We start from the raw sequence: 21,693 nt of genomic DNA, 5'->3' as shown, positions 1-21,693 counted from the left end.
GCCAGCCATGAACGTGCTGCGCGAAGCGATCGAACATGCCACGCTCGGCTGGATCAAGCCTGAGTTGGATGCCACGCTGACGCAGGTCAGGCAGGAGATCGAGGCGTATGCCGAAGATGCCGCCGACCCCGCGCGGATGCGCCTTGCCGCCACGCTCCTGCACCAGGTGCAGGGCAGCCTGAAGATGATCGAGCTCTACGCTCCGGCCATGGTCGCGGGCGAAATGCAGGATGTCGCCACGGCAATTGCCGACGGCCGCATCGAGAACACCGATGACGCGTGCGCGGTGCTGATGCGTGGTGCCGTACAATTGCCGGACTATCTTGAGCGCTTGCAGGGTGGCCATCGCGACATCCCGATTGTGCTGATGCCGTTGCTCAACGAGTTGCGTGCCAGCCACGGCATGAAGCCGGTCAGCGAAGTGGCCTTGTTCAGTCCCGACCTTGATCTCGAGATGCCGGGCCTGCCGCAGGGTGAATCCGGTGGTGATGCTGCCGCGCACGTCAACACTCTTGCCACCATTGTTGATGGGTGGGCACAAAACGATGCACTGGATGCGGCTGGCCTCCACGATGCGTTGCAAGGCTTGTCCAGCGCCGATGCAGGCTCGGAGGCACGCCGCCTTTTCTGGGTCGGCGCGGAGCTCGCCGCAGCGATCCGCGATGGCGCGGTCAGCGACACGAATGGCCTGCGCGATGCATTCGCCAACGTGGCTGAAGAATCCAAGCGCATTTTCCAGGGCGAGGGCGCGAAACCGACCTCTTCCTTGTTGGAGACCACGCGCGATTTGCTCTACCAAGTCTCAACGCAAACCGCGCGGCATCCTTCCTTGCAGCGTTTGCGCGAGACCTTTGGGCTTGATCAGCAAATCGCGCCCGATGAAGAAGAACTTGCCCACGCCAATGCCAGCCTGACTGGACGCAACCGCGCCTTGCTGGATACGGTTTCCGCGGCGATCAAAGAAGACGTCCTGCGCATCAAGGATGCATTGGATTTGCATTTGCGCACCGGTCGTCAGGATGCCGAAGCCCTGCAGCCGCAAGCAGAAGCGCTCGGACGCGTGGCGGATACGCTCGGCATGCTCGGTTTGGGCCTGGCGCGTGACGTGGTCGCCGAACAGCGCGACGTGGTCGGAGCGATTGCCGACGGACGTCGCGCAATGAGTGAACCCGCATTGCTCGACGTAGCAGGCGCCTTGCTCTACGTCGATGCATCGCTGGACGACCAGGTTGCGCGCTTGGGCGAAGAAGCCGCCAGCCGGCCACGAAATGATGCCGAAGGTCTGGGCGCGTCGGAATCGCATCAGTTGCTGGATGCGCTGACCCGCGAAGCCATCGCCAATTTTGGTGATGCGCGGCAGGGGTTCGTCGCGTTCGTCGAAACTGGCTGGGATCACAGCCAATTGCAGGAAATCCCGCGCCTGCTGGATGAAGTCGGCGGCGCATTGCGGATGCTGGAGCTGTCGAACGTCGCAGACTACGTCACCGGCATTCGTCGCTATACCCAGACCGAATTGCTGGATCGCAAACGCATTCCCGGCGGGCAGCAGCTCGATACCCTCGCGGATGCGCTATCCAGCGTCGAGTACTACCTCGAAGCCTTGCGTGACCAGCGCGGTGGCCGCGACGAGATCCTTGCCATCACCCGTCATAGCCTGGAAGCCCTGCGCTACTGGCCATTGCCCCTGGAAAGCGAGCCGACCGAAACGCCGTTCTTCGACAACGAATTCGAGAATGCCTACCAGCAGTTGCTGGACGATGCGCATACCTTGCGGCGTCAACCGCAGGCGGAACATTTGGTGCATGACTCCTCCGCGCCGGTTGATGCGCCTGCGATCGAGCGCGACGTGGAATTCGATGTGGCTGAGATCGATGTCGAGCCTGGGCTTGCGCCTGAGTTCGCTCAGCCTGCCGAAAGCGATCAGGAAACCAACATCGCGGCGTCGGTTGTCGTTGAAGAAGTGGAAGAAGTTGAGGCGTTTGAGGCGTCGGCCGCAGCGGCCGTGCCGTTGTCCGTCGCCGATGGTGGTTTCGATCTGGACAACCAGGAAATCGACGACGAGATCCGCGAAATTTTCCTTGAAGAATTCGAAGAAGAGATCGGCAACCTCAATACCCTGATTCCGGCCTGGGCGACATCCCCTACCGACATCGAGCGCCTGCGTCCGATCCGTCGCGTTTTCCACACGCTCAAGGGCAGTGGCCGTCTGGTCGGCGCACGCGCCCTAGGTGAGTTCAGCTGGAAAGTTGAGAACATGCTCAACCGCGTGCTGGACGAGACACGTCCGGCGTCGCCTGCCGTGGTGGCCTTGGTTGGCCAGGCGCATGGTGTGTTGCCCGCGTTGTTGGGCGCACTGCAAGGCGTACCAGCCAAGGGGCTCGATTTGTCGGGTATGGAGGCAGTGGCTGAACGCTTGGCGGGTGGTGAGGAGGCGATTTATCTCGCCCCGCAATCGCAACACTTCGAAGAAGCCGTGGTCGATGCTGATGCAGACGCAGTGGTTGTCGAAACCATGGCTGAAGTGTCGCCGCAAATCATTGTCGAGCGCGTACCCGTGCTGGTGGATGACGTGTTGCTCGAGATACTGGGTGTTGAAGTCGACGGCCATCTGCAAACCGTGGACCGTTGGTTGGCGGATGAAGATGCGGCGACGCGCGTGCCTGATCGCGATCTGTTGCGCGCCGTGCACACGATGAATGGCGCTTTTGCGATGGCGGAAGTGCCCGAAATCACCGACGCGATCGGACCAGCGGAAGGCTGGACGAAGCGTCTGGTTGCCGCGGATCTTCCGTTGGGCGCTGCAGGTGTTGCCGCGCTTGGGCGTCTGTCCAATCAGATTCGCGAAACCGTGGCCGGTCTACAAGCCCAGCCCCAGCTGGTCCCTCGACAAGCGGAGTTGACTGCGGAGTTCATTGCATTGCGCGATGGCTTGCCGGAAGCAGCGGCACCTGTCGTGCCCTCCTTGCAAGACGATCTAGAAGCCGAACGCATCGAAGCCGAACGTGTCGAAGCCGAACGTGTCGAAGCCGAACGCGTCGAAGCCGAACGCATCGAAGCCGAACGCATCGAAGCCCAACGCATCGAAACCCAACGCATCGAAACCGAGCGTGTCGAAGCCGACCGCATCGAAACCGAGCGTGTCGAAGCCGACCGCATCGAAGCCGAACGTGTCGAAGCCGAACGCATCGAAGCCCAACGCATCGAAACCCAACGCATCGAAACCGAGCGTGTCGAAGCCGAGCGTGTCGAAGCCGAACGCATCGAAACCGAGCGTGTCGAAGCCGAGCGCATCGAAGCCGAGCGCGTCGAAGCCGAGCGTGTCGAAGCCGAGCGCATCGAAGCCGAGCGCATCGAAGCCGAACGTGTCGAAACCGAACGTGTCGAAGCCGAGCGCATCGAAGCCGAACGTGTCGAAACCGAACGTGTCGAAGCCCAGCGCATCGAAGCCGAACGCGTCGAAGCCGAACGCATCGAAGCCGAACGCATCGAAGCCGAACGCATCGAAGCCGAACGCATCGAAGCCAACGAAACAGCTGAATACGCGCGCTTGGAAGCGCAGTACGCCGAAGAAGCGCGCCTGAAGCTGGAGGCTGAGCAGTCGCATCAGGCTGCGCAAGCCGAGCGCCTCGAGGCCGAACGCATCGAAGCCGAACGTCTGGCCGAGTTGCGTCGTCAAGAGCATCTGGACTTGTTACGTCTTGAGGCCGAACGGCTCGAGGCGGCGCGCAAGGCGCAAGAGTTGGCAGCGTTGGATGTCGATGACGAGATCGGTCCCGCGCAGCCGCTCAGCATTGCCGGCCTGGACGAAGACCTGCTCGACATCTTCATTGAAGAAGGCCACGACCTTCTGGATCACAGCGACGGGCTTGCGGCAGAGCTGCGTGCCGATCCGGCCAATCGTGAGGCGCTCGTGGCGTTGCAGCGTGACCTGCATACCCTCAAGGGTGGTGCGCGCATGGCAGGCCTGATGACGATGGGCGACCTGGGACACTCGCTCGAAAGCCTGCTGGAGTCGGTGGCCGAAGGCCGCCTTGAGTTGTCCGTTGACGACATCCCGTTGGTCGAAAACAGCCTGGATCGCCTGCATGCGATGCTGGGGCGTGTCGCTCGTCGCCGAGCCATACATCCGGCCGATGCGTTGGTGGCATCGCTCATGCAGCGCGCGCGTGGCGAGAACGTGCAAGCGCCTGTGGCCCATGCAGTCGAGCAAACGGCGGCAATCGAATTGGCCGAGCTTTCTGCGCCGCTCATGCGTGTGGAAGATCAGGCAGATACCGGTGGTCGCGGTTCGCAGGAAATGGTGCGCATCCGCGCCGACCTCCTGGATCGTTTGGTCAACTACGCGGGTGAAGTCGCGATCTACCGTTCGCGACTGGAGCAGCAGCTGGGCGCATTCCGCGGCGCGATGTCCGAAATGGAGCAGACGAATACACGTCTGCGCGACCAGTTGCGTCGACTCGACATCGAAACCGAAGCGCAGATCATCGCGCGCTATCAGCGCGAGCAGGAAACGACCAACCCGACGTTCGATCCGCTGGAGCTCGATCGCTTCTCAACGCTGCAGCAGCTTTCGCGTGCGCTGGGTGAGTCGGCGAACGACATGTCGAGCTTGCAGGGCTCGCTCGAGGATTTGACCCGCCAGTACGAAACGCTCTTGCTGCAACAGTCGCGCGTAAGTACGGAGTTGCAGGAAGGGTTGATGCGCACGCGAATGGTGCCGGTGGAATCGGTGCTGCCGCGACTGCGTCGCGTGGTGCGTCAGGCGTCGAGCGATGCGGGCAAGTCCGCGCAATTCGTTCTTGAAGGCGCGCATGGCGAACTGGATCGCAATGTGCTGGATCGCATGCTGGGTCCGATCGAACATCTGTTGCGCAACGCGGTTGCACATGGCATCGAAAAATCCGATGCGCGCGGCAGTGCAGGCAAGCCGGAAGCCGGCGAAGTGCGTCTGAACGTGCGCCAGGAAGGCTCCGAGGTCGTGCTGGTGGTGTCGGATGACGGCGCAGGTCTCGATCGTGAGGCGATTCGCCGGCGTGCCGAAGAACGTGGCATCGTTCATCCGGACACTGTGCTCAGCGATGCGCAAATCGACAATCTGATTCTGGAATCGGGTTTCAGCACTTCCAGCGAAGTCAGCCAGCTGTCTGGTCGTGGCGTCGGCATGGACGTGGTCAACAACGAAGTCCGTCAGATCGGCGGCAGCCTCGAGATCGCATCCACACGCGGTCAGGGCAGTCGTTTCACGATGCATTTGCCGCAAACCTTGGCGGTGACGCAGGCCGTGTTCGTGCGCATTGGCGAAAGCATCTTCGCGGTGCCGGTGGCATCGGTGCGCGGTGTGTCGCGTGTGGATCGAGATCTATATAACGGCAACGAATACATCCACAAATATGGTGATGAGAATTACCTCATCCACGATTTGGGCGTCCTGCTGGGGCAAGCCCCGGCCAAGGCCGAAGGCCAGTTGCAGATACCTGTCCTGTTGGTGCGCGCGGGCGAGTTGCGCGTCGCCGTTGGCGTCGACCAGATCCTCGGCAACCGCGAAATCGTGGTGAAGCCGACCGGGCCGCAGATGGCATCTATTCCGGGTGTGTTCGGTGCCACGGTCATGGGCGATGGCCAAGTCCGCATCATTCTGGACATCGCGCCGTTGGCACGTCGCTGGGCCAGCCAGCCGCAAGTCGAGGATGAAGAGTCGGCCGAGCCCGTCCAGGTCAACACCGTGCCTTTGGTGATGGTGGTTGATGACTCGATCACGATGCGCAAAGTGACCAGCCGCGTGCTGGGTCGCCAAGGTTTCGAGGTGATGACGGCGAAAGACGGCATCGACGCATTGGAGCAGATGGAGGAGCGCGTCCCAGACCTCATGTTGCTCGACATCGAAATGCCGCGCATGGATGGCTACGAGTTGGCAACCGAAATGAAGGGCAGTGCACGCTTGCGCCAGGTGCCGATCGTGATGATCACATCGCGTACCGGCGACAAGCATCGTCAGCGCGCTTTTGATCTGGGCGTCAATCGTTACCTGGGCAAGCCGTATCAGGAAACCGAGCTGTTGCGGAATGTAAGTGAATTGTTGGGCATGGGACGCGACCATGGCTGATCCGCGCCGCACCATTTTGCTGGCCCGGCCTGGCGAGGCACGTGAACGCCTGCGCGCAGGCCTGCAGCAAGCCGGCGTTGACGTGGTGCTGGAAGCGGATCCGTTGGAAACCGGTATCGAAGAGATTCGCGGGGCCGGCGCGCGCAACCTCGTGATCGCCGTGGATGCGGAAGTCGAAGATGCGCTTGAGCGTTTCGATCCCATCCTCGCGGATGACAATTACCGGATCCTGTTTGAGGAAGTCGCATTGGTCGGCGCGCGGGACGGTTGGGATGTGGCACGTTGGTCGCGGCATCTCGGTGCGAAATTGCTGGGTCATGGCGATGTGTTGCCCGAAGGCCATGAGCCTGACGAAGTGACATCCGAGGCTGAGCTTCTGGAGTCAGCGCTTGAGAGCATCGATGCGAACCTGCAAGCAATGCCGGTAGACGAAGAGCCAGCCGATCAACCGGACAATCAGGTATCGGATGTGGCTTTGCCCGAACCCGCCACGGATGCCGCGCTGGATTGGACGCGCTTTCAGGACTTCGAGGCCGTCAACGAATTGCCGGCGGCCAACGCGCCCCAGGCTGCCGATACGGATTTCCGCGCCGCGCTTGCTCCGTTGGATGAAAGTGATTTGCCGGCTGAGCAAGCCTACGAGCGGATTGAAGAAGAGATGGCGCAGTTCGAGGTACAGACGCCTAGCGATCGCTGGCAGGACTTCGAACGGCCCGTGGTCGAAGGTGCTGAATCTGAGTTTGAGCTTGAGCCGGCCAAGACCGAGGTGGCGGCACCTCCCGAAGCACCGAGCTGGTCGTTGACCGATGAGTCAATGCCTGTGAGCGAGGCGACAACGACCGGATCTCATGAGGGCCTGGCCGGATTGAATGACCGTATCGCCAAGCTCTCGCTAGTCGGTGATGAAAGTGATGACGAGTCCATCGAAGTCGCCGAGACGGCCGCCGTGGCCAGCCCCCCTCGCAGCGATTTAGCGGTCGAAGGTGCAGTGTTGCTGGTAGGTGGCATCGGCGGGCCTGACCCGCTTCGCCAAATCCTGCAGCAGTTGGGCAGTGACTTCAGCGTGCCCGTGTTGGTGCAGCAATGGTTGGATGGTGGCCAGTACGACCGTTTGGTCCGCCAAATGGATCGCGCCAGCCAGATGCCGGTGGAGCTCGCCGAGGCCGGCAAGGCATTGCAGGCAGGTCATGTCTACGTGGTTCCGACGGCGATCAGCGTCGAGCGCGGTGGCAATGGCGTGATGCATTTCACTGAAGTCCCCAGCCGCCGGTTTGCCGATGTGCTCTCCGCTCTACCGGCCGGCAGCAGTGGCGTCGTATTGCTGTCCGGCGCCAGCGAAGATTTCGTGGAACCTGCGCAACGCTTCCAGCAAGCAGGTGGGCGTTTGTTCGCACAGTCGGCCGAGGGTTGCTACGATCACGTAGTGCCTGCGCTTCTTATTCAACGTGGCGCCGAGGCGAACTCGCCTGTCGGGCTCGCCACTCAACTCGTTGCCCGATGGCAGCAGCAGGTTTCTGCATGAGCGATACACTTCCCGATCTGCGTGGCGTCGTGATCCAGGTGGCCGGTGGCCGCTTGATGTTGCCTAACGCCTGCATCGACGAAATTCTCTCGGTAGCCGATCCGGAACCAATCGAAGGCGCACCCGACTGGCTGCTGGGTCGGATCCGCTGGCGTGGCTGGCAAGTGCCGCTGATCGCGTTCTCGACTTTAGCCGGTATGGGTGAGCACGACGCATCGTTGCGTGGTCAGCGAGTGCTGGTCCTCAAGACCTTGGGCGGGGATACCCGCCTGCCGTACTTTGCGATGTTGACCCAGGGCTTCCCGCGTTTGGTGACAGTGTCGCCGGCGATGTTGGTGGAGCAACCGGATGTCCAATTGGGCGAAGGTGTGGCAGCCGCCGTGCGCTATCAGGACGAAGAAGCTCTGGTGCCGGATATGGATAGCATCGAACAACGCCTGCAGGCCGCACTCGCCGCCTGATTTTCTTAGCGCATATCGCCCAGACGCATTTGCAGCGCTGCGATGGCAGCCAGGCCCGCGGTTTCGGTACGCAGGATGCGCGGCCCCAGCCTGAGGCCGATGAAACCGGCGTTATCTAGCGTTTGCAAATCGCGCTCCGACCAGCCCCCCTCCGGTCCAACCGCGATGAGTAACTGGTTTTCGTTTGCTACGGTGACTGAATCGATACCGCCTTCAGCCAGCGGCGAGAGGGTGTAACGCGCGACGGGCAATCCGGCCGCGCCCACCGCCGAAAGCAAGGGGGCAGGCTCATTCACTTCTGGCAAAGTTGCGCGGCCACTTTGTTCGCAGGCCGATGCCACCACGCCGCGCCAATGCGCGAGACGTTTGATCGAGCGCGCACCTTCCAGCTTCACCTCGCTGCGGTCACTGTGCACCGGGATGATCCGGGTGACACCAAGTTCGGTCGCTTTCTGCAGGATCAAGTCCATCTTTTCGCCGCGTGCGATGCCTTGCAGCAAAGTGATCGACAGCGGAGATTCGTTGTCGATGCGGCGAGCACTGGACACTTCGACCTGCACGCCACGCTTGCCGATGCTGGTGATGCGCGCATCGTAATCATGGCCATTGCCATTGAAGAGTACGCAGACATCCCCCTCACGCAGACGCAGCACACGCACCAAATGCGCAGCTACATGCTCGGGCAATTCAACCATTAGACCCACGCCAAGTGGCGCATCGACATAGACACGAGTCAGACGCATGTTATGGCCTCCCTGATGGCGTGTTCGGTGACGTCGGCCAGCAACTCGAGTGCAGCATCATCCACACAATAGGGGGGCATCCAATACAGCGTGTCGCCTAATGGGCGGAGGATGACGCCGCGCTCGAGCGCGGCGCGATACGCACGCAAACCGATGCGGAGCGCCGGATCGAACGGCATGGATTTGTCGCCATCGCGCGTGAGTTCGAAGGCGCAGACCATGCCAAGCTGGCGGGCGTCTGCGATATGCGGAAGTTGGGCGATGCTCGCCGCGTGCTCTTGCATGAGGCGCGACGTCGCCTGGTTGTGCGATATCACCTCATCACGCTCGAAGATGTCGAGTGATGCCAACGCCGCTGCGCAGGCCAGCGGGTTGCCCGTGTAGCTATGCGAGTGCAGAAATGCACGTTCGCGTGAATCATCTAGGAAGCCGTCGTAAACCGATTGCGTGGTGAGTACGGCTGCCAGCGGCAGGAAGCCACCGGTCAATCCTTTCGACACGCACATGAAATCCGGTTGTACGCCCGCTTGTTCACAGGCGAACAGCGTGCCGGTGCGACCGAAACCCGTTGCAATTTCATCCGCGATGAAGAACGCGCCATGCGCATCACAGAGCTCGCGCACGCGACGCAAATAGGCGGGGTGATACATTCGCATCCCGCCTGCGCATTGCAGCAGCGGTTCGACGATCACCGCGCATATTTCGCCAGGATAACGATCAAACATCGTGGCCAGTAGATCGGCGGCTGCGAGTGCTCGCGCTTCGGCATCCTCGCCATCCACAGCCAGATAGGCGTCGGGCGTCGGTGCGAACAGGCACTCGGATAGCAGCGGGGCATAGGTGCGGCGATACAGTGGGATGTCGCCAACGGACAGCGCTCCCAGTGTTTCGCCGTGGTAGCCGTTTTCCAGTGCAACAAAACGTGTGCGTCGTGGTTCACCTGCATTGAGGAACCAATGGAAGGCCATCTTCAGCGCGACTTCCACGCCTGCCGATCCGTTATCGGCGTAAAACACTTTGGCCAGTGGCGCACGGTCTGGCTGGCGCGGCGCGATGGCCAGCAAACGCTCAGCCAACTCGATGGCTGGCTCGTGCGAGAAGCCGGCCAGAATCACTTGCTCCAGGCTACGAGCCTGCCTGGCGATGGCCTCGGCGATGCGCGGCTCGGCATGGCCGTGGATATTGGTCCACCAACTGGAGACCGCATCCAGATATCGTCTGCCATCCATGCCGGTGAGCCACGCGCCCTCTCCATGTGCGATGGGCACCAGCGGCAGAGTGTTGGGGTGTTCGCGCATCTGCGTGCACGGGTGCCAGAGCACGGCCAGATCGCGGGCCTGCCAGCGTGCGGCCTCGGCTAAACTGGGAGTCGAATGAACATCGTTTTGCATAAGCCACATTATCGCCTCTCGTCGGAAGCTTGCCGATGAGCAAGGTGCCGCCCGTGATTCATGGTGTTGAACGGCAGGATGAGGGCGATGGCCGCGTCGTCGAAATACTCGACCTTGAATTTTCCAACGGTGAGCGTCGCCACTATCGACGCGTCGTGGCGCACGGCCCTGGCGCAGTGATCGTGGTGGCGATGCCCGACCCCGAACATGTACTGCTGGTGCGTGAATATGCTGCCGGCGTTGAGCGCTATGAGCTGGGGCCGGTGAAGGGCGCGATCGACCCGGGCGAAACGCCTGAAGTCGCCGCCAATCGCGAGTTGATGGAAGAAGCCGGCTTCGGCGCGCATGATGTAAGGGTGCTGCGCACACTGGCCTTGTCGCCGTCCTACATGACGCATCACGCGCATATCGTGTTGGCACGTGATCTTTATCCGCAGCGACTTGAAGGCGACGAGCCCGAGCCGTTGGAGGTCATCGCTTGGCCAATCGCCGACCTGGGCGAGCTGGTGATGCGCGATGAGATGTCCGATGGCCGTGCGATGGCGGCGCTCTACATCGCGCGCGAATGGTTAGTGAGGAACGCATGAAGATCGATGTTGCACTGCGCGACGGCGTGATCGCCATTGCCGAGGCCGCCGCCACCGACATTCTTGAGGTCTATGCACGTGATTTTGATGTCGAGCGCAAGCAGGATGCGACGCCGCTGACCGAAGCCGACCTCGCTGCGCATCGTCGTATCGTGGCCGGGCTGGCGTCGTTGACGCCGCAGATCCCGGTGCTGTCCGAAGAATCCGCCGAGACATGCTTTGCCTTGCGCAAAAGCTGGATGCGTTACTGGCTGGTTGATCCGCTGGATGGCACGCGTGAATTCGTGAAGAAGAATGGCGAGTTCAGTGTCAACATCGCGCTGATCGATGATGGTGTTGCGGTGTTCGGGGTGATCCAGCAGCCGGTCACTGGCTTGGTCTGGCATGGCGCGCCAGGGCAGGGCGCTTATCGGCGCGAGGCGGGAAGCGACATCGCCCTCCACACGCGCATGCCGGCCAGCACGCCGCTGCGCATCGCCGCCAGTCGCTCGCATCGTGATCCGCGGACGGAGGCCGTCATCGCGCGATTCCCCGATACCGAAGTGATAGGGCTGGGCTCGTCGCTGAAGTTCTGTCGCATCGCCGAAGGCAGCATCGACCTGTATCCACGATTCGGTCCGACCAGCGAGTGGGACACGGCTGCAGGGCAGGCCATTCTTGAAGGTGCAGGTGGTGCTGTGGTCGATCCGTGCGGTCGTCCGTTCCGCTACAACCAGCGAGACACATTGCTAAACGGTGATTTTTTCGCCTGTGGTGATCCTGCATTGCTGCATGAGGCGATGGCGTGAGTGAGAAGAAGCGCGGCATCGACGAATTACTGCGCATCATGGCTGCGCTGCGCGCGCCCGATGGCGGCTGTCCGTGGGATCTCGAACAGGATTTCTCCAGCATCGCGCCCTACACGATCGAAGAAGCCTACGAAGTCGCCGACGCGATTGACCGCGGCGACATGGACGACTTGAAGGACGAGTTGGGCGATTTGTTGTTGCAAGTCGTCTTTCACGCCCAGATGGCCAAGGAGGCTGGCGCTTTTGAGTTTAGTGATGTCAGCGAGGCGATTTGCGACAAGATGACGCGGCGACATCCCCATGTCTTTGCCGGTGCCAGCATCGAAGATGCCGAAGCGCAGACCGCGGCTTGGGAAGTGCAGAAACAAGCCGAACGCGCGGCGAAGAATCCGGTAGATGATTCCGCGCTCGCTGGTATTGCGCGGGGCTTGCCCGAGTGGCAGCGTGCGGTGAAGTTGCAATCACGTGCTGCGCGTACTGGGTTTGATTGGCCGGACGATCGTCCGGTGATTGCCAAATTGCGTGAAGAGTTGGACGAGCTGGCCGTCGAATTCGATGCCCGCGAGGCCGCCCCCAACGACGTCGAGACCCAAGCACGCCTGCGCGAGGAGTTGGGCGATGTGTTGTTCGTCGCCGCCAACTTGGCCCGCCACGCGAAGGTCGACCCGGGCGACGCCCTGCGGGCGGCCAACCGAAAGTTCGAACGGCGCTTTCGGTCGATGGAAGCCATGGCGAAGGCGGAAGGCCAGGCGTTCAGCGAGCTGGATCTCAAGGCGCAGGAAGCGTTGTGGTTTCGTGTCAAGAATGACACCTGAGAAGCAAGGCGCTTCTTGCGCCCAGACTGAACAAACCACTCAGTTCAGCTACTTAGAATCCATGATTTGATGCTTTGGATGAGCTTCTTCACGCTCCCTCCACCCCGAAACCGGATCATTTCACAAAGCTGAAGGGGAGATTCGATTCATGCGTAGCAACCAAGAACCGTCCGGGCTGGTCCTGATCATCGAGGACAACCGCAACATTTCCGAGATGGTTGGCGAATATCTGGAGAGCAAGGGCTTCGAAGTCGACTATGCCGGCGATGGCTTGGACGGCTACCGGCTGGCCGCTGAAAACACCTACGACGTCATCATCCTGGACCTGATGCTGCCGCGTATGGACGGCCTGGAAGTTTGCCGCCGCCTGCGCGAGGAGGCCCGCAAGTCCACTCCCATCCTGATGCTGACCGCACGCGACACGCTGGATGAAAAACTGACCGGCCTGTCTTCGGGTGCCGATGACTACCTGACCAAGCCCTTCGCGATCCAGGAGCTGGAGGCGCGCCTGCGGGTATTGATCCGTCGCGAGCGCCGTCAGGTGGGCTCGGAAGTGTTGAAGGTGGGCGATCTGGTGCTGGATCCGGCGTCCTTGCGTGCGACCCGTGGCGGCACCGAATTGCTGCTCTCGCCCATCGGCCTGAAATTGCTGACGATCCTGATGCGTGAATCGCCGCGCGTGGTCAGCCGGCAGGAGATCGAGCGCGAGATATGGGGCAACAGCCTGCCCGATTCCGACACCTTGCGCAGCCATCTGTACAACCTGCGCAAAGTCATCGACAAGCCGTTCGACAAACAGTTGCTGCACACCGTGCAGAGCGCGGGCTACCGCATCGCCGACATCGAACAACCGCCTGCCTGATACAGCCTGTGGATCATGGCGCCGACTGAAACCCTCTCACGAAAAATACGCTGGATCTTCATCGTCCAGGGGGTGATTGCCTCGCTGGTTGTCACCTTGGGCACGTTGTACGGCAGCTTGGTGCTGCGCGACATCTTGCTCAAGCAGCGCATTGTCGATGAGGCGCAGCGGACATGGGAGCTGGTGGATGCCGATCCGCAGGCAGCGTTGCCGCAGAGCAACAGCTACGCGAGGTTTTTTGTCCCTGCGGGAAGCATGCCTGACCAAGTGCCGCCGATACTGCGCGCACTGCCTCCCGGATTTCATCGCACCCACGACGGAATCTGGCGCCTGGCCTACATCAGCGAGCGCGCCGAGGGGACGATATACCTCAGTGTCGCGCCGGGTCTGGCGGATCACATCGTCCGTTGGATTTCGATACTGGCGGTAGCTTTGTCGGTTCTTGGTATCGCTATCATCAGTTGGCTGGGCTATCGCCGATGTCGCCGCATCGTGGCACCCGTCGCCCAGCTGACGGATACCGTGCTGGCCTGGGATCCACGCAGCCCCCAACTGACGCGGTTCGACTCGCCCGCCCATCGTGGCGAGAACACGTACGAGGTCGCGCATTTAGGCGATGCTTTGGCCAGCATGTCCCGACGCGTTGAGGAATACGTCGACCGCGAACGCAACTTCACCCGGGATGCCAGCCACGAGTTGCGTACGCCAGTCACTGTGGTGCGTGTTGCCGGCGACTTGCTCGCCACCGAAAATCTAAGCCCGCGCGGCGAGCGCTCCTTGCGGCGTTTGCGTCAAGCCACCGACGACATGGAAGTCTTGATCGATGCTTTCCTGGTGCTGGCGCGGCACCCGGATGTGCCGGTGGATTCGGAAGACGTCAGCGTGCAGGAGGTCATGCACGAAGAAGCGGCGAATGCCCGCGAATGGCTGGAAGACAAGCCGGTGAATCTGGTTGTGCTGCCAACCGCGGACCCGAAGATCCATGCGCCGCCGAGGGTGATCGGCGTCATCGTCTCCCAGCTGCTGCGCAATGCCTGTCACTTCACCGAGGCAGGAACTGTGCAGATCGAAGTACTGGCGGATCGCGTCGAAGTCCGTGATACCGGCATCGGCATGGATGCGGAAACCCTGTCCAAGGCCTTCGACCCCTTCTGGCGCGCGGACTTGTCCGATTACACGGCCAAAGGCATGGGCCTGACCCTGGCCCAGCGACTGGCTGAGCGCTTCGGCTGGAAGGTCTTGCTGGAAAGCCAACCAGGGCAGGGTACGCTGGCAACCCTCAGATTCTCCTGAGGCGTCAACCTGCGTCGCGTGCGTGCGTTAGCGCCCGGAACCTCTGCATTCACCCTTTCGGATTTTGTCGATGTCGTCCAAGCCGCGTAACGCCTCCCGCTCCCGTCGCCGCCCCTGGCTCTTGCCCGCCATCATCGGATTGGTCGTATTGCTCGGCTTCGGCTGGTGGTGGACGCAGCGCAAGGCCGGCGGTGAAGAAAGCGCTTACCGCACGACGCAGGTCGAACGCGGCGACATCCGCGTGGCGATCTCGGCCACAGGCACGCTGTCGGCGATCACCACAGTGACCGTGGGCAGTCAGATCTCCGGTCAGGTCACCGATGTGCTGGTGGACTTCAACAGCCCAGTGAAGAAGGGCGACGTGCTGGCGCGCATCGACCCCAGCACCTACGAGGCGCAGATCACCCAAGGGGCCGCCGCCGTGGCCAGCGCCAACGCGCAGCTGGCCCAGGCCGAAGCTACCCTGCGCAATGCCAGCGCGGACTACGCACGCAAGGCAGAATTGGGCAAACAGCAACTGGTGTCGCGTGGTGATGTGGATGCGGCGCGCGCCGCGATGCAGCAGGCGCAGGCGCAAGTGGGCGTGGCGCGCGCACAAATCCGCCAGCAGTCGGCATCGACCCAGACCACGCGTCTCAACCTGGGGCGTACGGTGATTCGCTCGCCCGTCGATGGCGTGGTGTTGACCCGTACCATCGAGCCCGGGCAGACCGTCGCGGCCAGTCTCCAGGCGCCAGAGTTGTTCAAGATCGCCGAAGATTTGTCGAAGATGAAGATCGAGCTGGCGGTGGACGAATCCGACATCGGCCAGGTCAAGGCCGGGCAGACGGTCAGCTTCACCGCCGATGCCTTCCCCGACCGCCAGTTCAAGGGCGTGGTGGAGCAGGTGCGGCTGTCGGCGACCACCGCCAACAACGTGGTGACCTATCCGGTTGTGGTGACGGTGGACAACACCGATGGCACCTTGCTGCCGGGTCTGACGGTCAACGCCGAGATCGAAGTCAGCAAGCGCAGCAATATCCTCAAAGTCGCCAACGCAGCGCTGCGCTACAAGCCGTCCGAGGAGGAGATGCAGGCGATGATGGCGGCAGCGGGCGAGGGTGGTGCAGCGAATGGTGGTGGCCAACGCGGCAGCATCAGCGATGACCTGCCGGCGATCGCGGCTGGGCTGAAGCTTGATGCCGCACAGCAGGCTGCGTTCGACGAAACGCTCGAGGCAATGAAGAAACAGCAAGCCGAACGCATGGCTGCTGCCCGCAGTGCTGCGAGTCAGCAGCAAGGCAATCGCGTGTTTGGCGGCGGTGGTGGTGGCATGCGCATGGTGACGATGGGCGGCGGGGGCGGTGCGATGCAGGCGCAAATGCGCAACCGCATGCGCGATCGCTTCCAGCAACAATTTGCCGGTTTCCGCGGCAAGCTGAGCGATGCACAACGCACGCAATGGGATTCGGCGATTGATGCGCTGATTAACGCGACGCGCGCGCCCTTGTATCTGCTGGTCGATGGCAAGGCGAAGATGGTGATGGTGCGTGTCGGTGCATCCGATGGCACCTCGACCGAGATCGCCGGCAGCATCAAGGAAGGCGACGAGGTGATCACGGGGGCACGCGCTGCGTCGTCGAGCGCGAGTTCGGCATCCACGCCGCCGCGTTCGTGAGCGCGGTGATGGAACCCGTGCCGATGGTGCCGCCGGTCATCGAGACGCGTGGCTTGCGCAAAGTCTATTCCGAAGGCAGCGAGGCCGAAGTCGTCGCGCTCAAGGGCGTGGACCTTGTCATCAATCGCGGTGACTTCGTCGCAATCATGGGGCCATCGGGTTCGGGAAAGTCGACGCTGATGAATTTGATCGGCTGCCTCGATACGCCCAGCGACGGCCTGTATGCCTGTGACGGCATCGATGTCGCGACGCTTGATGCCGAAGAATTGGCGACGTTGCGCCGCGAGAAAATCGGCTTCGTCTTCCAAGGCTTTCATTTGTTGCCGCGCATGTCCGCGCTTGACAACGTGGCAATGCCACTCGGCTATGCGCGCATCCCGCCACACGAACGCCGCGAACGTGCGCAAGCGGCGCTTGAATCGGTCGGCCTGGGTGAGCGCAGTCACCATCGCCCGAATGAGCTCTCCGGCGGCCAACAGCAACGCGTCGCGATTGCCCGCGCGTTGATCAACCAGCCTCCCATTTTGTTGGCTGATGAACCAACGGGTGCGTTAGACAGCAAAACGGGCGAAGAAATCCTCTCCCTGTTCAAGCAGCTGCGTGATGACGGCCACACCGTGGTGCTGATCACCCACGATCAGGAAGTCGCCGAGCACGCCGACCGCATCTTCGTGATGCGCGATGGCGAGATGCACGAGGAGGTGCGCGCATGACCTGGATGGACATCCTGCGCACGGCCTTCCATGCCTTGCGGGGCAACTGGATGCGCAGTGCGCTGACCTCGCTGGGTGTCATCATCGGCATCGCGGCGGTGATCGTGATGGTCTCGGTCGGCCAAGGCACGCAGAAGGAAATCGACAAGCTGGTGTCGGGCCTGGGTTCGCAGCGGCTTGATATTTCGCCGGGCGGTGGTCGCGGTCCGGGCGGTGGTGCGCGCATGAGTTCATCGAGCTTCTTCACCCTCAACCAGGGGGATGTTGATGCGATCAAGGACGAAATTCCGGAAGTGCAATACGTCGCAGGCGCATTGCGAGGCGGCACCCAAGTGGTGTTCGCCGAGAACAATGCATCGACCAGCTGGCAGGGCGTGCAGCCGGATTATTTCGAAATCAATGGCTGGAAGATCGCCCAAGGCAGTCTGTTCGAGGCCGATGACTATGGCGGCAACGGACGTGGCGTAATCATCGGCGACACCATCCGCCGCACCTTGTTTGGTGAGGACAGCGGCATCGGCCAGACCATTCGCTTGGGGCGCGTACCACTGACCGTGGTCGGTACCCTGGAAGCCAAAGGCCAGGGCGGTTTCGGTCAGGACCAGGACGACGTGGTGATGGTGCCGCTGGAAACCGGGCGTCGCCGCTTGATGGGCAATATGGGCCTGCCGCCGAGCGCGGTGATGCAAATCGCGTTGACCGTGGCCGATGCGAAAGATCTGGATTACGTGCAAGGCGAGGTGGAAGCGTTGCTGCGCCAACGCCACAAGATCAAGCCGGGCGAGGAAGATGATTTCAATGTTCGCAACATCAGCCAGATCGTGGCGACCCGTACCGCGACGACCAATCTGATGTCGAAACTGTTGGGTGCAGTGGCCGGCATCTGCCTCATCATCGGCGGCATCGGCATCATGAACATCATGCTGGTCTCGGTCACCGAGCGGATCAAGGAAATCGGCCTGCGCATGGCAGTGGGTGCCGGGCCATCCGACGTGCGTCGGCAGTTTTTGATGGAGGCGATCTTGATCTCGCTGATCGGTGGCGTCATCGGCATCCTGATCGGCATTGGTGGTGCGCTATTGGTATCCAAGTTCAGCGAATTGCCGATTGCGCTGAATGCCCAAGTCGTTGGCCTGGCGGCCGCGTTCTCCATCGTCACCGGTCTGTTCTTCGGGTATTACCCGGCGCGCAAAGCCTCGCTGCTGGACCCGATCGAGGCGCTGCGCCAGCAATAGGCGCCAAATGTGCCGCCAAGCCCCGCCATCCGGCGGGCTTGCGGCGCGGCTCTGTGGCAAAATCGGGGGGATGGCCATCGGCCGCCTGTTCCTATCGGTCCTGCATGCGCCACCTCCGCTCCCCCCTGACAGTGTCGATTGCCCATGGCTGACACCTATGGCCATCTGCCGCGCGGCCCGCGCGGGATCTACAGGGCTTTCCTGTGGTCGCTCAAGGGATTGAAGGCGGCGTGGTTGCATGAGTCCTCCTTCCGTTTGGAAGTGGTGGCGTTCTGCCTGCTGGGGCCGTTGGGCCTGTGGCTGGGGCAGACCGGGGTGGAGCGTGCGCTGCTGGTGGGCTCGCTGATCATGGTCATGGCGATGGAGCTGCTGAACTCGGCGGCTGAAGCCATCATCGAGCGCTACGGCGCGGAGTTCCATGAGTTGGCCGGTCGCGCCAAGGACATGGGCTCGGCCGCGGTGTTCATGCTGATGATGAACGTGTTGCTGGTGTGGGCCTGCATCCTGCTGCCGCGCCTGCATTGAAACGAATTAACCAAGACGACAAGAGAACGAGCTGACGATGGATCTGAGTTTCCTTTCCTCCCCTGATGTATGGATGACGCTGGTCACCCTGTCCGCACTGGAAATCGTGCTGGGCATCGATAACCTGGTGTTCATCTCGATCGCCGTGTCCCGCCTGCCAGAGCACCAGCGCCCGGTGGCGCGCAAGATCGGTATCGCGGTGGCCTGCATCACGCGTATCGCCTTGTTGGTGATGTTGGCGTTCCTGGCCAAGATGGAACGGGATCTCTTCCACATCTTCGGCATGGGCATTTCGATTCGCGATCTGGTACTGATTCTGGGCGGCGCGTTCTTGTTGGTTAAGGGCATCGCCGAGATCCGCGAAATGATTTCCGGCGGCCATGACGATGACCCGCGCACGACCAAGGCTTCGGGTGTGTTTTGGGTGGTGATCGCGCAGATCGCCGTGATCGACCTGGTGTTCTCGCTGGATTCGGTGATCACCGCGGTCGGCATTGCCGAGCACATCCCGGTGATGGTCTTCGCGATCCTTCTGGCCGTGGCGATCATGCTGCTGGCGGCGAACCCGCTGGGCCGCTTCATCGACGCCAACCCGACTGTGAAGATGCTGGCGCTGGCCTTCATCCTCTTGATCGGCGTGGTGCTGATCCTTGACGGTTTCGACCTGCACGTGCCCAAGCCCTACATCTACTTCGCGATGGGCTTCTCGGTGCTGGTGGAATGGCTGAGCCTGCTTATGCGCCGCAATGCGGTGAAGGACCACGTTCCCGGCGCCGGCGAATGGTGAACCCCGCCGGCTTTCACCCGGACTGAACGTCCGGGTGGGCACTTTATCTCCCTGAACGCACGACAAAGGGTCGTGCGCTTGCCTGTTTATGGAGTCCCCTGATGCGTACCTTCCGTTTTATCGCGATCCTGATGCTGGCCTCGCTGCTGTCCGGCTGCGGCTACAACCAGATCCAGCAGAAGGACGAAGCCGTCAAAGCCGCCTGGTCGCAGGTGCTCAACGTCTACAAGCGCCGTGCTGACCTCGTGCCCAATCTGGTCAATACGGTGAAGGGCTATGCCGCTCACGAAGCCAAGGTCCTGACCGATGTCACCAACGCACGCGCCAAGGTCGGCAGCATCAACGTCAATGCCGACGATGCGCAATCCGTGCAGCAGTTCCAGCAAGCCCAAGGCGAGTTGAACGGCGCCATCGGTCGCTTGTTGATGGTGGCTGAGAATTATCCGCAGCTCAAAGCCGACCAGAATTTCCTGCAGTTGCAGGCGCAGCTGGAAGGCACCGAGAACCGCATCGCGGTGGAGCGCCAGCGCTACATCACAACGGTGCAGGACTACAACACCTACATCCGCTCCTTCCCGCAGAACCTCGTCGCCATGATGTTCGGCTACAAGCCCAAGCCCAATTTCAGCGTCGAGAACGAGCAGCAGATCCAGCAGGCACCGACGGTTGATTTCGGCACGTCTGCGCCTGCGGCCCAGCCTGCCCCGGCCGCGCAGCCTGCACCTGCGCCCGCGGGCTGATCAGGCCCGCCTGACGTGCACTGGACGCGGCGGCTCGCTGCGCTCTGCCTGTTGTGGCTGGTTACGACGGTTGCGCTGGCCCAGCAGCTAGCGCCGATCCCGCCTTTGGATTCGCCGGTGGTCGATACCACCGGTACGTTGGATGCAGCGACCCAAAGCCAGCTGGTTCAACAGGCGCAAGCCCTGCAGCAGCGCAAGGGCAGCCAGCTACAGGTGCTGGTCGTCCCAACAACCGAACCCGAAGACATCGCCCAATACACCCAGCGCGTGTATGACCAGTGGAAGCTGGGGCGTCAGGGGGTGGATGACGGCGTGATCCTGGTTGTGGCGAAAGATGATCGGCGCGTGCGCATCCAACCCGGTTATGGCCTGGAGGGTGCGATCCCCGATGCGACCTCCAGTCGCATCATCCAGGAATACTTGGTGCCGAAATTCCGCGCGGGTGATTTCGCCGGCGGCATCACCGATGCCTCGGCGCAGCTGGTGCGCTTGATCGATGGTGAGCCATTGCCGGCGCCGATCGCCGATCACCCTGCCGGTCAGGACCGTGGTGGCAATTGGTTGTTCGCGCTGATCGCCGCCTTCATCGTGGCCAACGTCATCCGCGGCATCTTCAACGGCACGCCTGCGGGCATCCGTGGCTTGCTCGCGGGCGCGGGCGCGGGCGGCGTGGCATGGCTGATTTCCTCGGCCCTCTTGGTTGGCGGCATTGGCGCCTTCATCGGCTTGTTCCTCGGCTTGGCTGGTGCTGGCGCTGGCCGTTTCGCCCGCGATGACAGCTGGGGCGGTTGGGGTGGCGGTGGCATGGGTGGCTGGGGCGGCGGATCTTCCGGCGGCAGCTGGGGCGGCGGAGGCGGCTTTGGTGGTGGTGGCGGTGGCTGGTCGGGCGGTGGCGGTATGTCCGGCGGCGGCGGTGCCTCGGGGAGCTGGTGATCATGCGCATCCTCAAACATCTCTTCGCGCCTTCGGCCAAAGGCACGTTTCCGACGGATAGCCTCAAACGCATCCATGACGCCATCGCCGATGACGAACGCCGGCATCGTGGCGAGATTTGCTTCGCCGTCGAGTCAGCCTTGCATTGGCGTGATGTGTGGAATCGGGTGGATTCGCGTCAGCGCGCCGAAGCCGCCTTCGCCCAATTGCGCGTCTGGGATACCGAGGCGAACAACGGCGTGCTGGTGTACCTGTTGCTGGCTGATCACCGCATCGAGATCGTTGCGGATCGTGGCCTGCACGAGTTGGTGAGCGCCGAGCAATGGCGCGGCATCTGCCAGCTGATGGAAGAGCGGATGAAGGCGGGCGAGCCGGAAGATGCCGTCATGCGCGGCGTGACTGAGATCGGTAGCCTCTTGGCCACGCATTTCCCGCAAATCGAAGGCGAAATCGACCACGACGAGTTACCCAACGCGCCGGTGATCCTGCGCTGACTTCGCCTCGGGGTGCGGGTCGGGCACAATGAAGGCATTCCGCC

The 21,693-nt window shown here is 62.1% G+C and carries 19 protein-coding genes and 1 pseudogene; 17 read left to right on the top strand and 3 right to left on the bottom strand.

Annotated features, from left to right (window positions below; translation table 11 throughout):
• Positions 1-7: 7 nt before the first annotated feature.
• Positions 8-2,344, top strand: a pseudogene (locus tag BW989_RS12975) (Hpt domain-containing protein); the annotation flags it as partial.
• A gap of 565 nt (positions 2,345-2,909) precedes the next feature.
• Here the strand turns inward: BW989_RS12975 and BW989_RS12970 are convergent.
• The gene (locus BW989_RS12970) at positions 2,910-3,533 is read right to left on the bottom strand and encodes a pentapeptide repeat-containing protein (RefSeq protein WP_425476655.1); all 624 of its coding nucleotides are present in this window, start codon (positions 3,531-3,533) and stop codon (positions 2,910-2,912) included.
• Positions 3,534-3,547: 14 nt separating this feature from the next.
• On the opposite strand from BW989_RS12970, the gene BW989_RS12965 reads away from it, so the two are divergent.
• From BW989_RS12965 to BW989_RS07195, 3 genes are read left to right on the top strand one after another with little or no spacing between them, the layout of a single operon-like run.
• Complete coding sequence (locus BW989_RS12965) at positions 3,548-6,103, top strand: response regulator (RefSeq protein ID WP_425476654.1); 2,556 nt, start codon at positions 3,548-3,550, stop codon at positions 6,101-6,103.
• Complete coding sequence (locus BW989_RS07200; RefSeq protein ID WP_076586846.1) at positions 6,096-7,625, top strand: chemotaxis protein CheB; 1,530 nt, start codon at positions 6,096-6,098, stop codon at positions 7,623-7,625. The genes BW989_RS12965 and BW989_RS07200 overlap by 8 nt, the downstream gene beginning before the upstream one ends.
• Entirely contained in the window at positions 7,622-8,086 is a 465-nt protein-coding gene (locus tag BW989_RS07195) for a chemotaxis protein CheW (RefSeq protein WP_076586844.1), read from the top strand. The genes BW989_RS07200 and BW989_RS07195 overlap by 4 nt, the downstream gene beginning before the upstream one ends.
• Positions 8,087-8,091: 5 nt before the next feature.
• On the opposite strand, the gene BW989_RS07190 is transcribed toward BW989_RS07195, so the two are convergent.
• Both BW989_RS07190 and bioA read right to left on the bottom strand, forming a co-directional pair.
• Entirely contained in the window at positions 8,092-8,829 is a 738-nt protein-coding gene (locus BW989_RS07190) for a 16S rRNA (uracil(1498)-N(3))-methyltransferase (RefSeq protein WP_076586842.1), read from the bottom strand.
• Complete coding sequence (gene bioA / locus BW989_RS07185) at positions 8,820-10,220, bottom strand: adenosylmethionine--8-amino-7-oxononanoate transaminase (RefSeq protein ID WP_076586840.1); 1,401 nt, start codon at positions 10,218-10,220, stop codon at positions 8,820-8,822. The genes BW989_RS07190 and bioA overlap by 10 nt, the downstream gene beginning before the upstream one ends.
• Positions 10,221-10,255: 35 nt before the next feature.
• On the opposite strand from bioA, the gene nudE reads away from it, so the two are divergent.
• The 13 genes from nudE (at position 10,256) to BW989_RS07120 (ending at position 21,649) form a co-directional block, all read left to right on the top strand.
• Positions 10,256-10,807 carry an ADP compounds hydrolase NudE gene (gene nudE, locus BW989_RS07180; protein ID WP_076586839.1) on the top strand — a complete coding sequence of 184 codons (552 nt, stop codon included), beginning with the start codon at positions 10,256-10,258 and terminating at the stop codon, positions 10,805-10,807.
• Positions 10,804-11,595: a 3'(2'),5'-bisphosphate nucleotidase CysQ gene (cysQ, locus tag BW989_RS07175; protein WP_076586837.1), complete on the top strand. Its 792-nt coding sequence runs from the start codon at positions 10,804-10,806 to the stop codon at positions 11,593-11,595. Before nudE ends, cysQ begins: the two co-directional genes overlap by 4 nt.
• On the top strand, positions 11,592-12,410 hold the full coding sequence (gene mazG / locus BW989_RS07170; protein WP_076586835.1) for a nucleoside triphosphate pyrophosphohydrolase: 819 nt from the start codon (positions 11,592-11,594) through the stop codon (positions 12,408-12,410). The genes cysQ and mazG overlap by 4 nt, the downstream gene beginning before the upstream one ends.
• Before the next feature lie 148 nt (positions 12,411-12,558).
• Positions 12,559-13,272 carry a response regulator transcription factor gene (locus BW989_RS07165; RefSeq protein ID WP_076586834.1) on the top strand — a complete coding sequence of 238 codons (714 nt, stop codon included), beginning with the start codon at positions 12,559-12,561 and terminating at the stop codon, positions 13,270-13,272.
• Positions 13,273-13,287: 15 nt separating this feature from the next.
• Entirely contained in the window at positions 13,288-14,565 is a 1,278-nt protein-coding gene (locus BW989_RS07160) for a sensor histidine kinase (RefSeq protein WP_076586832.1), read from the top strand.
• Between the two features lie 70 nt (positions 14,566-14,635).
• The gene (locus tag BW989_RS07155; protein WP_076586830.1) at positions 14,636-16,222 is read left to right on the top strand and encodes an efflux RND transporter periplasmic adaptor subunit; all 1,587 of its coding nucleotides are present in this window, start codon (positions 14,636-14,638) and stop codon (positions 16,220-16,222) included.
• 8 nt (positions 16,223-16,230) lie between these two features.
• On the top strand, positions 16,231-16,935 hold the full coding sequence (locus BW989_RS07150; RefSeq protein WP_076586828.1) for an ABC transporter ATP-binding protein: 705 nt from the start codon (positions 16,231-16,233) through the stop codon (positions 16,933-16,935).
• Complete coding sequence (locus BW989_RS07145) at positions 16,932-18,170, top strand: ABC transporter permease (protein WP_076586827.1); 1,239 nt, start codon at positions 16,932-16,934, stop codon at positions 18,168-18,170. Before BW989_RS07150 ends, BW989_RS07145 begins: the two co-directional genes overlap by 4 nt.
• Before the next feature lie 144 nt (positions 18,171-18,314).
• Complete coding sequence (locus BW989_RS07140; RefSeq protein WP_076586825.1) at positions 18,315-18,695, top strand: diacylglycerol kinase; 381 nt, start codon at positions 18,315-18,317, stop codon at positions 18,693-18,695.
• Between the two features lie 37 nt (positions 18,696-18,732).
• On the top strand, positions 18,733-19,482 hold the full coding sequence (locus BW989_RS07135) for a TerC family protein (protein ID WP_076586823.1): 750 nt from the start codon (positions 18,733-18,735) through the stop codon (positions 19,480-19,482).
• A 101-nt stretch (positions 19,483-19,583) separates the two neighbouring features.
• Positions 19,584-20,222 (top strand): LemA family protein, encoded by a 639-nt coding sequence (locus BW989_RS07130; protein WP_076586821.1) that lies wholly within the window; start codon positions 19,584-19,586, stop codon positions 20,220-20,222.
• Positions 20,223-20,237: 15 nt separating this feature from the next.
• Positions 20,238-21,155: a TPM domain-containing protein gene (locus BW989_RS07125; protein ID WP_076586819.1), complete on the top strand. Its 918-nt coding sequence runs from the start codon at positions 20,238-20,240 to the stop codon at positions 21,153-21,155.
• A 2-nt stretch (positions 21,156-21,157) separates the two neighbouring features.
• Entirely contained in the window at positions 21,158-21,649 is a 492-nt protein-coding gene (locus BW989_RS07120) for a TPM domain-containing protein (protein ID WP_076586817.1), read from the top strand.
• The last annotated feature ends 44 nt before the right edge of the window (positions 21,650-21,693 follow it).

This window comes from Solilutibacter tolerans (assembly GCF_900155935.1).
In the GTDB taxonomy this organism is placed as follows: domain Bacteria; phylum Pseudomonadota; class Gammaproteobacteria; order Xanthomonadales; family Xanthomonadaceae; genus Solilutibacter; species Solilutibacter tolerans.
The sequence above is the reverse complement of the archived record's forward strand: the minus strand, read 5'-3'. Positions and strand labels throughout refer to the sequence as shown.